This is a genomic window from Clostridium sp. CF012, from assembly GCF_018861755.1.
Lineage (GTDB): Bacteria > Bacillota > Clostridia > Clostridiales > Clostridiaceae > Clostridium_AD.
Genome location: NZ_JAHLEF010000001.1, coordinates 20,570 through 36,461 on the forward strand (window position 1 = coordinate 20,570; position 15,892 = coordinate 36,461).

The following is a 15,892-nucleotide window of genomic DNA, read 5'->3' on the forward strand; positions in this document are numbered from 1 at the left end:
CATGTCAATTTCCACCTTTAGCTTTTAACTTATTATCTAATATTTCTAAGAATTTACTAGGTACTTTATTTGCTAATGATTTACCAAATCTCTTTTTCTTGCTGAATTTACCAGTTTTCTCATTAGTAGTTGTATTTTAACGCGTTTTTGTAGTCCTTTAAAATTCATTTGTTCAACATAAACTACATTACATTTTTTTACTATTTCATTTGTCATTACATTATGATTTTAAGCTTACTATTTATAATCATTGTCTTAAATATCTTCAATTATATCCATCCCACACCTGAAGGAGTGGGCTTTTCGCACAAATTCTGTAATCTATATGGCCATATTTTATACACCGTCAACTAAAAAAGAATGCCCTATTTAGGACATTCTTTAAAATGATTTTAGAGTTATTTTTCTAATGCCTGTATCAAATCTTCCATTATATCATCAGCATTTTCGACCCCTACAGATAATCTTATTAAATTATCAGTTATGCCAATTTCTTGTCTCATCACAGAAGGAATTGCAGCATGAGTCATAGTGGCTGGATGGCAAATTAATGACTCCACCCCTCCTAAGCTTTCTCCAAAAGTTATTAACTCTAAGTTACCTAGGAACTCTTTATAAGAGTACCCTTCTTTTATAAGAAAAGAAATAATACCGCCATAGCCTTTAGCTTGCTTTGATTGTATTTTATATCCTGGATGATCTTCAAACCCTGGATAATATACTTTTTCAACTTCTTTTCTATCTTTTAAAAACTTTGCAATAACCATTGCGTTTGAATTATGCCTATCCATTCTTAAAGCTAGTGTCTTAATACCTCTTATTAATAAGAAGGAATCAAATGGAGACAAAACTCCCCCTGTTGAATTTTGTATAAAACCTATTTTTTCAGCTAGTTCCTTATTATTCACTACCACAAGACCAGCAATTAAATCACTATGTCCACCTAGATACTTTGTGGCACTGTGAATAACAATATCTGCACCTAGGGTAATAGGTTTTTGTAGGTACGGTGTCATAAAAGTATTGTCCACAATAGTAATTAAATTATTTTTCTTTGCTATTTTTGCAACCTCTTCAATATCTGTAATACCCATTAGTGGATTGGTTGGAGTTTCAATAAAAATAGCCTTTACATTTTCATCAATATTATTTTTTAGTTCTTCAATGTTTGATGAATTAAATACACTATAATGTATACCAAAATTACTAAAATATTTATCTAAAACTCTAAATGTTCCACCATAAATATTGTTTGATATAAGTATTTTATCTCCTGTTTTAAATAATGATAATACAGCGGTGGTAGCCGCCATTCCTGAACCAAAAGCAAAGCCAGCATACCCTTCCTCAAGTTCTGCAATTAGTTTTTCGAGTGCTGCTCTGGTAGGATTTCCTGATCTTGAATACTCGTAAGCATTATCAGCATCAAACTTACCTTTCTTAAATGTAGATGTTTGGTAAATCGGTACATTTACTGCACCAGTACTAACGTCACCATCTATTCCGCCATGTATTAATAATGATTCAAATTTCATATTTTATTCCTCCTCAAATGTTCTTTAACCTAATCTGAAACTAAATTTAAAAATTGTTTAATTCGTAGGTTAGTTGTGTCCCTTAATAATTGCTCAGGTGTTCCCTTATCAATAATAAGTCCATTATCCATAAATATTATATTGTCCCCTACTTCTCTTGCAAAACTCATATTATGAGTAACAACAACCATTGTCATACCTTCAAGAGAAAGCTGCTTCATAACCTTAAGTACCTCTGCTGCAAGCTCAGGATCCAGTGCGGAGGTTGGTTCATCAAATAACAGAACTAATGGTTCTATAGCCATAGCACGTGCTATTGCAACACGCTGTTGTTGTCCTCCGGAAAGCTCATGAGGATAGCTGTCGAACTTTTCTGAAAGTCCAACCTTTTCTAGTAGGCTAAGGGCCTTATCACGCGCTTCCTTCTTAGATTGCTTAAGTACAGTAACAAGGCCTTCCATAATATTTTCAGAAGCGGTCTTATTAGGAAATAAATGAAAGCCTTGAAATACCATACCTGTTTTTTTGCGTAGTGTTAATACTTCTTTTTCGGTTGAATTTTTGGTTTCACCGAATGTAAGCTTACTATCTCCAATGCTTATGCTTCCACAGCTTGGCACTTCTAACAAATTCATACACCTTAAAAGGGTTGTTTTACCTGAACCTGAAGGTCCTATTACAATTGTTGTTTCACCCTTTTTAATTTGTAAATCAATACCTTTTAAAATTTCATTATCTCCAAAGCTTTTGTGTAAGTTTTGTATATTAATCATGAAGTTCCTCCAATTACCTAGCCACATATCTTTCAAGTTTTTTCTCTATATTCTTTTGAAGTGTGGATAGTATAGTACAAAATATTAGGTATATAAATGCTGCTTCACAATACAACACAAGTGGTTCATAAGTTGCTGCCGTTATTCTTTGAGCAATTTGAAACATTTCAGTTAAAGTAATTGCAGCAGCAAGTGATGTATCTTTTACAAGACTTATAAAGGAATTTGAAAGCGGTGGTACAGATACCCTAGCTGCCTGTGGCAAAATTATACGGAGCAATGCTTGTGTATGTGTCATACCAATAGAAGATGCTGCCTCCCACTGGCCCTTTGGTATAGATAGAATCGCAGCTCTAATTACTTCTGAATTATAAGCCCCCACATTTAATGTAAAACCTATAATTGCTGCGGGTAGTGCACCTATTGTTATACCAGCCGCTGGTAATCCGTAAAATATTATAAATAGTTGTACGAGAAGTGGTGTTCCTCTTATTATCCAAACATAAAAACTTGATACTAAAACTAATGATTTATGTTTTGATATACGCGCAAGAGCCGTTGCCATAGCCAACATTGAACCAAGTATGAAAGAAACTATTGCCAGTGGAATTGTAAATTTCACACCTGCTATTAGTAAAGGAAAGAAAGAATCTTTAATTATATCTAATATTCTTAATGTTTCTGCATCAAAATTCATCTTATCTCCTTATTATTTTGATACATCAGTACCAAACCACTTTTTCGATATTTTTGAATAAGCACCATCTGCTTTCATCTCAGTAAGTGCTTTATTAGTTGCATCTACTAATTCTTTATTTCCCTTATTAAACATAATTGCACTTGGTTGCGCATTTCCTTCTTCATCAACAACTTTTATAGCAAGGTCCGGCTTTTGCTTTTTAAGATCAAGGTAAGATAAACTATCATTAACTGTAGCATCCACTCTTTTAGAAGTTAAAAGATCAATTGCTTGATTAAAACTGTCAACAGGTTGTAGTATAGCTCCATTAGTTTCTGCAATTTTAGCTAGATTACTAGTTAATGATTGAGCTGATTTCTTGCCCTTCAAATCTTCAAACTTTTTAATAGTATTATCAGTACTACTTACTATAAGTACTGCTTTTGAAACTATATAAGAATCTGAGAAATCATATTTCTTTTGTCTATCAGGTTTAACTCCAACTTGATTCACTACCATGTTAAATCTCTTTGCATCCAGACCAGCAAACATACCGTCCCACTTTGTTTCCACAAATTCTGGTTTTACTCCGATACGCTTAGACACTTCCTCTGCAATTTCAACATCGAATCCAGTTAATTTTCCTGATTTATCATGGAATGTATATGGTGCATATGTACCCTCAGTACCAATTCGTATTTTTCCTTCACTCTTTATTTTTGATAATAGATCTTTTGATTCAGTATTTTTACTGCCGCTTGACCCACATCCTACAAGTACTATTGATGCTATTAATAGAGTACTAATTAATATAGATAATTTTTTCATTTGATTTCCTCCTAGTATTCCTACCGATTTAGTAAGGTATTGTTTATATAATACCACAGGTCTTCTTTTATTGTCAATATAGATTTTTAGGTAGATAATATGAAAGTAACAAAGAGAAAACTTCAGTTGGAGAATAAATCTCCATCTGAAGCCATTAATGTTGTATCATCGAAGATGATGAAGATCTTCAATGATGATTTAACTTTTCTCAACACTTTCAATATACTCGATATTTTTCATTTCGGATAGTGCATCTTGTACTGATGTATCATCTACAATTCTTCCAGTAAGAATTAACCCTTTATTTATATCTTCATCCCACTCAAAGTCAGTCATAACACTATCTATCCCTAGATCTTCAGCCATATCTTTTGCGCTAATAGTATCATTTTTGTAATTATCTAGCCCTTCATCTGTGATTGTAATTTCATAAATTGTATTTTTAGTTGGCATTTTTTATTCCTCCATAAAATATAGTTTAATATGTTTTAACATATTAAATATAATATTCTACAAAAACCTTAAAATATCCATCTATTTTCGTACATAGAAAAAGAGCCTATTTCTAAGCTCTTAAATACTCTTCTATAAGAAGGTACCACCTTTTTAATATATACAAACTTACTGTGTCTCTAATCTACCCCAAATAAATCCCTAGTATAAACTTTCTCTCTACATCAATCAAATCCTTAGAGGGCATATTTGACTTCATTTGATAGTCCTACATAACCAGTCCCTGCTATTGTAATTTTAATTTTCAAAAACCCTTATCCTCCCAAATTTAGATCTTATAAAAATCTTTATACCAATCTACAAATTTTTCTAATCCACTTTCAATGCTAGTACTAGGTTTAAAGTTAATCTCCTTTTCCAAATCCGCCACATTTGCATAAGTTCTAATCACATCACCTGTTTGCATCTCCATATATATTTTTTTAGCTTTTTTACCTAGTTTATCTTCTAAAACTGAGATGAATTTTTCTAATTGTACCGGCTGATTGTTGCCAATATTATAGATTTTATAAGGCGCAAAGCTACTGCTTAAATCATCATTAGTTTCATCCCAATCAGGGTTGCCCTTAGGAACTAAGGGTAGAAGTTTATATATTCCTTCTACAATATCATCAACATAGGTGAAATCTCTCTCCATTTTCCCATGATTGAAGACTTTTATTGGCTGGCCGCTTAGAATTGCATCTGTAAATAAAAAATATGCCATGTCTGGTCTTCCCCAAGGACCATATACAGTAAAAAATCTCAAACCCGTTGTTGGGATTTTATAAAGTTCACTGTATGCATGGGCAAATAGTTCATTTGATTTTTTAGTTGCAGCATACAGACTCACGGGGTGATCTACATTGTGATTAGTAGAAAATGGTACTTCCTTGTTTCCACCATAAACTGAACTTGATGATGCGTACAGTAAATGTTTTACTGGGTTATTTCTGCAGGCCTCAAGAATATTTACAAAGCCAATAAGATTGGAATCCACATAAGCATAGGGGTTTGTAATACTGTATCTTACTCCAGCCTGAGCAGCTAAATTAATAACGTAATCAAATTTATGTCTGTTAAATAAATCATCTATAGCTTCTTTATCCTTTAAATCTATTTTATAAAAACTAAAGTTCTCATGCTTTTTTAATAAAGCTAGCCTTCCTTCTTTAAGAGCCACGTCATAGTAATCATTCATATTATCTATTCCCATAACCTGATAGTCTTTTCCGATTAATAAAGCAGAGAGATGAAACCCTATAAACCCTGCAGCTCCTGTAATTAAAACTTTCATTTTTTTATTACTATTTTTTTCCATAAACAACTCCTTTATACTTCTTATTATTACCTTTTATTATATGTTTACTTCTTCTGATAAATATTTAATTCTTTCAGTTTTATGCACATCAATAGTATAATAAAAGGTAAAATGTCAAAATAAAAGCAAGAGAGGTTTTTTCATTTACATATCCTCCTGGCACAACAAAAAAAATACCACAGGATTAAAAATCCCGAAAGAAATTTAATCATGTGGTATATTTTATGATTTCTAACAGTTTAAAAGCCTCTAACCCGTTGATATATCTAGGTTTGGTCTGAGTGACAAGAATCGAACTTGCGACCTCATGAACCCCATTCATGCGCGCTACCAACTGCGCTACACCCAGTTAACAACTTATTATAGCATGAAATTTTATATTGATTCAACATAAAATTCAGCTTTGAGTTATAAGATTATTTCCCTATAACTCAAAACTACTATATAATAAATAATATTATTATAATATTATACATATTAAGCTGCCATTCCCCTCATTTATAATTCTTTGTAATGTCTTTTGAATTTTTACTTGAACATCATCTGGCATCTTAAATAGTTTATTTTGAAGTCCTTCTTTAACCAATACTTCTAAAGATTTACCAAACATATTACTCTGCCAAATTTGAGATTTATCGTTCTCAAACTGGTCTAAGATAGATTTATAGAATTCTTCACTTTGCTTTTCTGTCCCCATAATAGGTGATACTTCTGTGGTTATATCTGCTTTTATAAAATGTAACGACGGTGCTGAAGCCTTTAATTTAACTCCATATCTTCCACCATGTTGTACTAGTTCAGGTTCTTCTAATGTCATTTCTGAAAGCTGTGGTGCAACTAAGCCATAGCCTTTTTCCTTTACATCCCTTAGTGCATCTGCGATTTTATCATATTCTACTTTTGCGCTAGAGAATTCACCCATTAATGTTAATAGATCGTTTTCGCCTTTTATTTCTCGATCACAAGTTTCACCTAGTATTTTGTAAAATAATTCGTGTTTAGGAACTATATTAACTCTAGCAGTGCCTTCTCCCATGTTCATCTCATCAAGTCTTGCAGAATCTAAAAAGTCTACTTCACTAAAACTTAGTAGAGATTTATTTATATCCCTAACTTTAAAGATATCCTTGCACATGTCTTTTAAAAACTTCATAAAACTGATTTTTACCCAATGCTTAGAACTCAAGTTTTCAATCCATTCTGGCATATCTATGTTAATTTCTTTAACTGGAAATTCTCTAAGAATTCTTTGGAATATATTAGCAATATCCTCTTCTTTCATGTTTAGAACGTCCATAACTTGAACTGGAACATCATATTTTTCTTCCAGCTCTCTTGCTAAAGCTTCTGTTTCAGGAGCAGCAGCATTTTTAGAATTTAACACCATTATGAAAGGTTTATTGATGCATTTAAGTTCATCAACTACTCTTTTTTCAGCATCTAAGTATTCTTCTCTTTCTATTCCTGTGATGGAGCCATCTGTAGTAATTAAAAGACCAATAGTTGAATGCTCATTTATTACCTTTTTTGTTCCAAGTTCAGCCGCTTCTTCAAATGGAATCTCATAGTCATACCAAGGAGTTGTAACCATTTTAGGTGTCTCCCCTTCTTCGTATCCTAGCGCTCCTTTAACAATATATCCAACACAATCAACCATTCTAACTTTGAACTTAGTACCGCCGTCAAAATCAATTTCCACTGCTTCGTTGGGTACAAATTTAGGCTCAGTAGTATGAATTGATTTCCCTGAACCACTTTGAGGAAGTTCATCTTTTGCTCTTTCTTTTTTGTGGGGATTGTCAATTCTAGGAATTACCATAAGCTCCATAAATCTTTTTATAAATGTAGATTTTCCAGTTCTTACTGGACCAACAACACCTACGTAAATATCCCCCTGTGTTCTCTCTGCTATATCTTTGTATATATCAAAATTATCCAAGATATACCCTCCCAATAATTATTATTAACATTATAAATATATTTTAGAGAACAATAAATTATTACTACAGATTAAAAATATATAAAAAAAACCAATCTTCCATTAACTTCTTAAGGGAAAATTGGTTTTTAATACTAGTGATTTTATAAACTGGCCTTAAAACTCATCTTTTTTATTTCTTGACATAAGCTCGTGTACTCCATCTTTAGGATCTTTACCTTCAAATAGTACTTTGTAAAGCACATCTGTGATAGGCATAGATACTTGCTCTTTTTCTTTAAGTTCATAAAAGGCTCTTGTGGCTTTTATACCTTCAACTACCATGCCTATTTCCTCACAAGCCGCATCCATTGGAAGACCCTTTCCAATTAAAATACCCGCTCTTCTATTCCTACTATGCATACTAGTACAAGTTACGATAAGATCGCCCATACCTGTTAAGCCATAGAATGTTTCAGCTTTACCGCCAAGAACAGTTCCTATTTTTATAATCTCACTCATTCCTCTTGTCATAAGTGCAGCTTTAGAATTATCGCCGTAGCCTATTCCATCTGACACACCTGCAGCGAGTGCAATAATGTTTTTAACTGCCCCACCTATTTCTACTCCAATAATGTCTTCATTAGTGTAAACCCTAAATTTACTTGTCATAAATAAATCTTGAACTATTTTTGCATACTCCATTTTTTTAGATGTAACTACTACTGTTGTAGGTATATCTAAAGCAACCTCTTCTGCATGACTCGGTCCTGAAAGTATTACTATAGGATTATTCGGAATCTCTTCTTCTATAACCTGTGAAATCCTTTTTGAGGAACCTTCTTCGATTCCCTTTGCAATGCTAACCACAATTTGATTTTGCTTTAAATATGGCGCTAGTTTCACACTTAAGTCTCTTATTGCATGGGATGGCACTGATAAAACAATTATGTCACTATCACGTGTAGCCTTTTCTATATCAATGAATGCTGTTACTCCTGCTGGCATGATAACCTTGGGCAAATATTTAATATTTTCTCTTTTAATGTTAATATCATCAATAACACTAAGTTTTCTGTCCCATATGTTAACTTTCATTCCTTTTTTGGCAAGCATTACAGATAATGCGCTACCGAAACTACCACCACCTAAAAAAGCAACTTTTAGCATTCTATTCCTTCCTTTCCCTAAATATAAGCTTTATACCTGTTCCCATAAATTCAAAGCTATTTCTCAATTGATTTTCTAAATATCTTTCATAAGAGAAATGTAGTAAATTTTCATTATTTACAAAGAACACAAATGTTGGTGGTTTAGATGCTACCTGAGTAACATAAAATATTTTTAATCTCTTATTTGCTACTGTTGGAGGTTCTTTCATTAGTACAGCCTTATTTACAACCTCATTAAGTATTCCTGTAGAAATTCTTTTTGAATAATTTTCATAACATTCTTTTACTGTTGAAAGTACCTTATGTACTCTTTGGCCTGTTTTTGCAGATATAAATAAATAAGGTGCATATGCCATAAAATTTAACCCTGCTTGTATTCTCTTTTTATACTCAATCATAGTTTTGTCATCTTTTTCGATAAGATCCCATTTATTTACTATTACTAAGATAGCTTTTTTCATCTCATGAGCATAACCTATAATTTTTTCATCTTGATCACTTAATTCTTCTGTAGCAGTAATCATGAGTATAACTACATCAGCTCTCTCCACTGCTGCTAAGGATCTAATAACACTATATCTCTCAATTCCTTCTTCTACTTTGCTTTTTCTTCTTATTCCTGCAGTATCTATTAGAACGAACTTTCCTTCTTCAGTTTCAATTTTACTATCAATTGCATCTCTAGTTGTACCTGCAATTTCAGTTACAATATTTCTTTCTTCTCCAAGCATTCTATTTATCAATGATGATTTACCAACATTCGGCTTACCTACCACTGCAACTTGAATATATTCTTCATCTTCTGTTTGTGAATAAATACTATCAAAATGTGTTACTACCTCATCCAGCATATCTCCAAGTCCAAGTGCTTGAGTTGCAGAAATAGAAAAAGGTGTCCCTATACCTAAATTATAGAATTCAAAGGCATTTGCTTCTAATTGAAGGTGGTCTATTTTGTTTACTACAAGCACTATTGGTTTTTTGCTTTGCCTAAGCATTTGAGCAACTTCATAATCTGCACCTGTAAGTCCTTGCTTTCCGTCTACAATAAATATTATAACATCTGATGTTTCTATAGCTATCTGTGCCTGTCTTCTCATTTGCGCTAAAATAATATCTTGACTTTCTACTTCAATACCACCTGTATCAATTAGTGTAAAATTGTGTCTAAGCCAATCTGCATCAGCATACACTCTATCTCTTGTTACACCTGGTTTATCATCAACTATTGATATTCTTCTACCTGCTAATTTATTAAATAAGGTAGATTTACCTACATTAGGCCTTCCTACTATTGCTACTATTGGTTTTGCCATTATTCTTCCTCCCGACTATTTTGGTTTATTATATGGATTAAATCTTCTCCTGAATAATCACATATTAAAACTTTTGTATTTAAGCTTTTTTCTAAGTCCCTTACTGTAATATTATCTAAGAATATTTGCTGATCATAGTCACCTAATTCATATCCACTTTTCAACATATTACTAGGAATTATTACATGGTCCCCTAGCTTTTCATCCTTCAGCTGTTCTATAATATCTTTTCCAGTTAAAAGACCTGCTACTGTAATGGTTTCTCCAAAAAATGCATTTACTATTTTTTTAACTTGGATATTAATATTGATATTAATATCAGTAATTTTCTGTGCTACCTTTAATATTTCTGCGTAGGCTGAATGCCCTGTTATAAAGGTAAAACTTCCACTCTTGTTTAACTCAAGGCTTGACACATCTTCATCGATAACACTTCTTAGCATTCTTATCATGCCAATACCGTCTTCTAACTGATCATATCCATCATAAAATTCTTCACTTGGAACATCAATTCCAGCTGTAACATAGAATTCATCGGATAACCTTACAAAAGGTGACCCAATTTCATTAATATATTTTTCTTGTAATTCTTTTACGCCTTCAATTTCTTGCGTTGCAGTGTTTTTGTCATACAATATTAAATTATATAGACCTTCCCTATATTTAGTGATTCCAACGGGCACCACTGCTAAATTTTCAATGTTTGGGTAAAGTTTATATAAATCCTCAATGGTTTTTATAAGCTCGGGTCCATTATTAATACCTGGACATGAAACCACTTGACAATTAATTTTAATGGAAGCTTCAGCCAGCCTCTTCAACCTGTCATAAACATCTCCAGCAAATTTATTGTTCAGCATTATCTTTCTAAGCTCTGGATCAGTAGTATGGACAGAAACATTAATTGGGCTTATTTTATATCGTATTATTCGGTCAATGTCCTCTTCCTTCATATTAGTTAAGGTTACAAAGTTACCTTGAAAAAATGATAATCTGGAATCATCATCTTTAAAATATAGTGTTTCTCTCATTCCTTGTGGCAATTGATCAATAAAACAGAATATACATTTATTATGACAGCTTTTGGGTTTATCCAAAATTGCATCAATAAATTGGATTCCTAAATCTTCATCATATTCCTTTTCAACTTCAATCTCCCAAACTTCTCCATCTGCCTTCTCAATCTCAATGCATATAAGTTCATCTGTAATTAAAAATTTATAATCAATAATGTCTATTACAGCATTGCCATTTATACTAATTAATCTATCTCCCACTTCTAACTCAATTTCTTCTGCAATACTCCCTGGAAGTATCTTAGCTATCTGATTTTTCATTTTTACCTCCTGTTTAACAATAACCTCTCATATAAAAGGTTTTATGAGGAATTAGAAATATATTAAAATTAAATACTTTTTTTGAAATATATAGTACTAAATATATAATATTTAATTTATAATAAGCAATTAGTTCAATAATAAATTATAGCATTCCATTAAATATATTACATGAATTCATTATTTAAGTCAACGTTATTAGTCTTTAAAAGAAGAAAAAATGCATATATCGCAAATTTTGCGCTTTTTCACGTACTACTACTAGGGATTTTGTGATTAATACATAATTTACTACAGAATAAAAATACCTCCTAAGAAGGAGGTACTAAAATGCTTCTATGCAATATTTTCTTATAATTTTCTTACCATCTTCGCTTTTAAAATACTGAAAAAGATCCTTTAGACTATCTTTTTTTTCTTTGGAATAATACATTCTTATTGGAAATCTTAGAGAATACAGTTCATTCTTTAAATTTGATGTTGTAATTTCAATTCCATTTAATTTTAAAAAAACACTTTCTTTATTATACCACTGTCCTGGCATAAAACCTATAGCATTTTTATTTTGAGCAACAAAATTTTTCATTTCTTCTACACTCTCTACATACTGTATAGTACTGCTCATTTGTTCTTTTACGGGAGTATCCATTATTTTTCTATCAAAAGCATATTGAACTGAGTTCAATGTGCTTTTAAAAGCTACAGGAATTAGTACCTTTGATTCTCCCTTTAGCTTTTCCCAATTTACTATATTTCCTGTATATATTTTTTTCAAGTCAGAAGTTCCCACACTATTCACTTTATTACTAGAGTTAACAATAATACCGATACCATCATAAGCCAGAATTTCATTCTCAATTCCCTTATTGTCGGGCTGAACATATCCAAGTAATAACTCCACTTCAGAGCCGTTTAGTTTATTAAAAGCCCTTTCTCTGTCAATGGATTCCACAGTAACTACAGGGTCATTATTTGAATTATAATCCCGTACCAAATCATTTACCATAGGAAAAACTGTATCTTCACAAAGTATTTTAATGCTTTTAGGCTGCTCGCCTTTTGTTTCTGTATCTTTTTTACATCCTACACTTAACAATACAATAGTAACACTAAATATTATCCAAAGTATTTTTAATTTTTTTTTCTTCATAATCACTACTCCACTACAATATTTTAAATATTTATTGTAATTGTAGTTTCTGTATTTCACGTAAAAACTATTCGTTTAAATTAACCTTTTCTCCAGTAACTAAATAAATTGTCCATTCACATATGTTTGTCGTGTGATCTGCAATTCTTTCTAGCCACTTACAAATAAATAAAAATTGAGTAGCTTGATTTACTGTATCTTGATTTTTAAACATTAATTGTAGAAGTTCTGCAAATACTTCCTTATAAATATCATCTACTTGATCGTCTCGTTTGCAAACTTCATATGCCTTTTCAACATCTCCTGCCACATAAGCGTCCAAGGAATCCTTTATCATAAGTATTACTATATCAGCCATTCTTGGTATATCTATTAGTTGCTTTATATATTTCTCATCTTTTAATCTTACTGTAATTTTAGCAACGTCAACAGCATAATCCGCCATCCTCTCAAGGTCTGTTACTATTTTTGTAGTGGTAAATATGTTTCTTAAGTCTATGGCTAAAGGTTGCTGCATGGCGATTAATCTTATTGCTTTATCTTCTATCTCTCGTTCCAGTGCATCAACTATGTCATCATTAATCATTATTCTTTCAGCCTTTTCAGCGTTTTGAGTTACTAAGGCATCAATGCAGTCATGAATTTGTTTTTCTACTATACTTCCCATTCTAATTAAATCATTATGAAGCTCTTCAAGACTTGCTTCAAATACTTTTCTTGCCATATTATCACCTTCCCTGTTATATTTTAACCAAATCTTCCTGTAATATAATCCTCAGTTCTTTTATCTTGCGGTTTGTAAAATATATTTTCTGTTTTGCCATTTTCAACTATTTCTCCATTGAGAAAAAATGCGGTATAATCAGATATTCTACCTGCTTGTTGCATATTATGAGTAACAATTATAACCGTATACTTCTTTTTAAGCACATCCATTAATTCTTCAATCTTTAATGTAGAAATAGGGTCTAAGGCAGAAGTTGGCTCATCCATTAATAAAACTTCAGGCTGCACAGCTAAAGTCCTAGCTATGCATAGACGTTGTTGCTGCCCACCAGATAACCCTAGTGCACTCTTTTTAAGTCTGTCTTTTACTTCACCCCAGAGGGCAGCTCCCTTCAAACTATCCTCTACAATTTCATCAAGGTATTTTTTATTAGTTAGGCCGTGAATTTTAGGGCCATAAGCTACATTGTCGTATATTGACATAGGGAAGGGATTAGGTTTTTGGAATACCATTCCTACTTTTTTCCTTAAATCTATAACATCATAATCCGGACTATATATATTTTTATTTTCATATAACACTTCTCCATCTATTTTAACAGAATCTATTAAATCATTCATTCTGTTAATAGTACGTAAAAATGTTGATTTACCGCAACCAGATGGTCCTATAAGTGCAGTAACTGAATTTTTTTCTATATTAATATTTACATTTTTAAGTGCTTGAACATTTCCATAATATAGGTTTAAATCCTTTGCTATAACTATTCCCATGTCGCTTACCTCCCTATTTACTTCCTGTGTGAGATTCATATAATTTTTTCCCGATTATTCTTGCAGATACATTAAATATAAGCACTGCTATTATTAAAACTGCTGAAGCTCCATTTGCTATCTTAGCAGCATCAGGCACCATTCCTTCAGAATTCAGCTTCCATATATAGACAGACAAAGTTTCAGCGGGCCTTAATAAACTATAAGCTGAAGCTTTACTGGTTAAGCTTAAATTAGTAAAATTTAAAGTTGGTGCACTCATACCAGCAGTATAAAGTAATGCCGCTGCTTCTCCAAATATCCTTCCTGCTGCTAGTATAATACCTGTTAGAATTTGAGGCATTGCAGAGGGTAACACAACATTTTTAATAGTTTGCCACCTAGTAGCACCCAGGCCTAAACTGGCTTCTTTAACACCAAATGATGCAGCTTTAATAGCATTTTCACAAACTCTAGTCATACCCGGTAAATTTATTATCGTTATAGCTAATGCTCCAGCAATAAGAGAATATCCCCATTTTGTCATATTAACAAAAACTAATAGTCCGAATAAGCCTACTACTATAGAAGGCAGAGATGCCATAGTTTCAATACTCAATCTTATAATATTTAATAGCTTTCCCTCTTTTGCGTATTCAGCTAAATATATTCCAGCCCCTACCCCTAGCGGTACTGTAATTATAAGAGTTACTAGTAGCAAATGTATTGAATTATATAATTGACGTCCAATTCCTCCACCGGCCTCACCGATTTTGGGTTCACCAAATAAAAATTTCAAATTTAAGGATTGTCTCCCATTATATATTATATATCCTATGAGGCTTATAAGCAAAAGAATCACTAAGGCAGAAATTATGTATAAAACTATAGTTGCTATTTTATCTTTAACTTTAGCATTCATTATATCTCACCTCTTTTTCCAAGTTTTCTAATTAGAAGTATAAATACAAAGGATATTATTAGTAATAATAGTGCCATTGACCATAATGCGTCATTCCACGCTGTACCATAAATCGTATTTGCCATATCCATTGTTAGTATGCTTGTTAATGTAGCTGTGGTTCCAAGTAACCCCTTAGGGAAGGTAACGGAGTTCCCTATAACCATTTGAACTGCCAGTGCTTCTCCAAAGGCTCTTGAAACTCCCAGGACTATGCCTGTTAATATTCCACTTTTAGCTGCTGGAATAATTACTTTAATTATAGTTTGCCATCTAGTTGCGCCAAGTCCATAGGATGCTTCTATATAATCTTTAGGTATAGTTTTTATAGCATCTGAAGAAATACTTGTTATTGTTGGTAAAATCATTACACTAATAACTAATACTCCTGCAAGTAGACTAAACCCTATTCCTCCAAAAAAAATCTTAATAATAGGTACTAATACACTTACTCCTATCCAGCCATAAACAACAGAAGGTATTCCCACAAATAACTCAATGGCAGGTTGAAGAACTTTTGTGCCGAGTTTTGGTGAAATTACATTCATAAATACGGCTAGTGCTACCCCTATTGGTGCACTTACTAGCACTGCAAGGAAAGAAACCACTGTTGACCCAAGAATAAATACCAAAGTTCCAAATTGAGGAGATAAAGATTCTCCGCTGCCCTCTGGATTCCAATTCCCCGAGAATATAAAATTAAATATTGAATATCCATGCTTTATAAAGGTATTCAAGCCTTTAGTAGTTAGGAATAATATGATTGAAAAGGTAAGAATGACTATAATTGCACCACAAAATATTGCAAAACCTCGTCCTAAATATTCATTTTTAAGTTTTAATAATATTTTTTTCATATCGGCTTTAAGTTTTAAAAACATTGATTTCCTATCATTTTTTTTCATATCATTTTACCTCTAAAAATTATTTT

The 15,892-nt window shown here is 32.2% G+C and carries 15 protein-coding genes and 1 tRNA gene; all 16 read right to left on the reverse strand.

The genetic code is table 11. The features are described from left to right. Nucleotides 1-398: 398 nt before the first annotated feature. The 16 genes from KPL50_RS00120 to pstC all read right to left on the reverse strand — a co-directional run bounded on the left by KPL50_RS00120 (nucleotide 399) and on the right by pstC (nucleotide 15,818). A complete protein-coding gene (locus tag KPL50_RS00120) occupies nucleotides 399-1,535 on the reverse strand; it encodes a PLP-dependent aspartate aminotransferase family protein (RefSeq protein WP_216296411.1) in 1,137 nt (378 codons plus the stop codon). Nucleotides 1,536-1,564: 29 nt separating this feature from the next. After that, on the reverse strand, nucleotides 1,565-2,308 hold the full coding sequence (locus tag KPL50_RS00125) for an amino acid ABC transporter ATP-binding protein (protein WP_216296412.1): 744 nt from the start codon (nucleotides 2,306-2,308) through the stop codon (nucleotides 1,565-1,567). A 13-nt stretch (nucleotides 2,309-2,321) separates the two neighbouring features. Continuing rightward, nucleotides 2,322-3,005, reverse strand: a complete 684-nt coding sequence (locus KPL50_RS00130) for an amino acid ABC transporter permease (protein ID WP_216296413.1) — start codon at nucleotides 3,003-3,005, stop codon at nucleotides 2,322-2,324. Nucleotides 3,006-3,017: 12 nt separating this feature from the next. After that, nucleotides 3,018-3,815, reverse strand: a complete 798-nt coding sequence (locus KPL50_RS00135) for an amino acid ABC transporter substrate-binding protein (RefSeq protein WP_216296414.1) — start codon at nucleotides 3,813-3,815, stop codon at nucleotides 3,018-3,020. Nucleotides 3,816-4,013: 198 nt separating this feature from the next. Beyond that, nucleotides 4,014-4,268, reverse strand: a complete 255-nt coding sequence (locus KPL50_RS00140; protein WP_216296415.1) for a hypothetical protein — start codon at nucleotides 4,266-4,268, stop codon at nucleotides 4,014-4,016. 328 nt (nucleotides 4,269-4,596) lie between these two features. Next, a complete protein-coding gene (locus tag KPL50_RS00145; RefSeq protein ID WP_253200388.1) occupies nucleotides 4,597-5,628 on the reverse strand; it encodes an NAD-dependent epimerase in 1,032 nt (343 codons plus the stop codon). A 273-nt stretch (nucleotides 5,629-5,901) separates the two neighbouring features. Continuing rightward, nucleotides 5,902-5,977 (reverse strand) — tRNA-Pro (locus KPL50_RS00150). Between the two features lie 111 nt (nucleotides 5,978-6,088). Then, nucleotides 6,089-7,567 carry a stage IV sporulation protein A gene (gene spoIVA, locus KPL50_RS00155; RefSeq protein ID WP_216296416.1) on the reverse strand — a complete coding sequence of 493 codons (1,479 nt, stop codon included), beginning with the start codon at nucleotides 7,565-7,567 and terminating at the stop codon, nucleotides 6,089-6,091. Between the two features lie 156 nt (nucleotides 7,568-7,723). Next, entirely contained in the window at nucleotides 7,724-8,716 is a 993-nt protein-coding gene (locus KPL50_RS00160) for an NAD(P)H-dependent glycerol-3-phosphate dehydrogenase (protein WP_216296417.1), read from the reverse strand. 1 nt (nucleotide 8,717) lies between these two features. Then, on the reverse strand, nucleotides 8,718-10,034 hold the full coding sequence (der, locus tag KPL50_RS00165) for a ribosome biogenesis GTPase Der (RefSeq protein ID WP_216296418.1): 1,317 nt from the start codon (nucleotides 10,032-10,034) through the stop codon (nucleotides 8,718-8,720). Further along, nucleotides 10,034-11,371, reverse strand: a complete 1,338-nt coding sequence (locus KPL50_RS00170; protein ID WP_216296419.1) for a DUF512 domain-containing protein — start codon at nucleotides 11,369-11,371, stop codon at nucleotides 10,034-10,036. The genes der and KPL50_RS00170 overlap by 1 nt, the downstream gene beginning before the upstream one ends. Before the next feature lie 325 nt (nucleotides 11,372-11,696). Continuing rightward, nucleotides 11,697-12,521, reverse strand: a complete 825-nt coding sequence (locus KPL50_RS00175; protein ID WP_216296420.1) for a substrate-binding domain-containing protein — start codon at nucleotides 12,519-12,521, stop codon at nucleotides 11,697-11,699. Between the two features lie 67 nt (nucleotides 12,522-12,588). Further along, the gene (gene phoU / locus KPL50_RS00180) at nucleotides 12,589-13,245 is read right to left on the reverse strand and encodes a phosphate signaling complex protein PhoU (RefSeq protein ID WP_216296421.1); all 657 of its coding nucleotides are present in this window, start codon (nucleotides 13,243-13,245) and stop codon (nucleotides 12,589-12,591) included. A gap of 23 nt (nucleotides 13,246-13,268) precedes the next feature. After that, a complete protein-coding gene (gene pstB / locus KPL50_RS00185; protein ID WP_216296422.1) occupies nucleotides 13,269-14,021 on the reverse strand; it encodes a phosphate ABC transporter ATP-binding protein PstB in 753 nt (250 codons plus the stop codon). A 13-nt stretch (nucleotides 14,022-14,034) separates the two neighbouring features. Next, nucleotides 14,035-14,922, reverse strand: coding sequence for a phosphate ABC transporter permease PstA (pstA, locus tag KPL50_RS00190; protein ID WP_216296423.1), 888 nt, complete (start codon nucleotides 14,920-14,922; stop codon nucleotides 14,035-14,037). Next, nucleotides 14,922-15,818 (reverse strand): phosphate ABC transporter permease subunit PstC, encoded by an 897-nt coding sequence (gene pstC, locus KPL50_RS00195; protein ID WP_216296872.1) that lies wholly within the window; start codon nucleotides 15,816-15,818, stop codon nucleotides 14,922-14,924. The genes pstA and pstC overlap by 1 nt, the downstream gene beginning before the upstream one ends. Nucleotides 15,819-15,892: the final 74 nt, after the last annotated feature.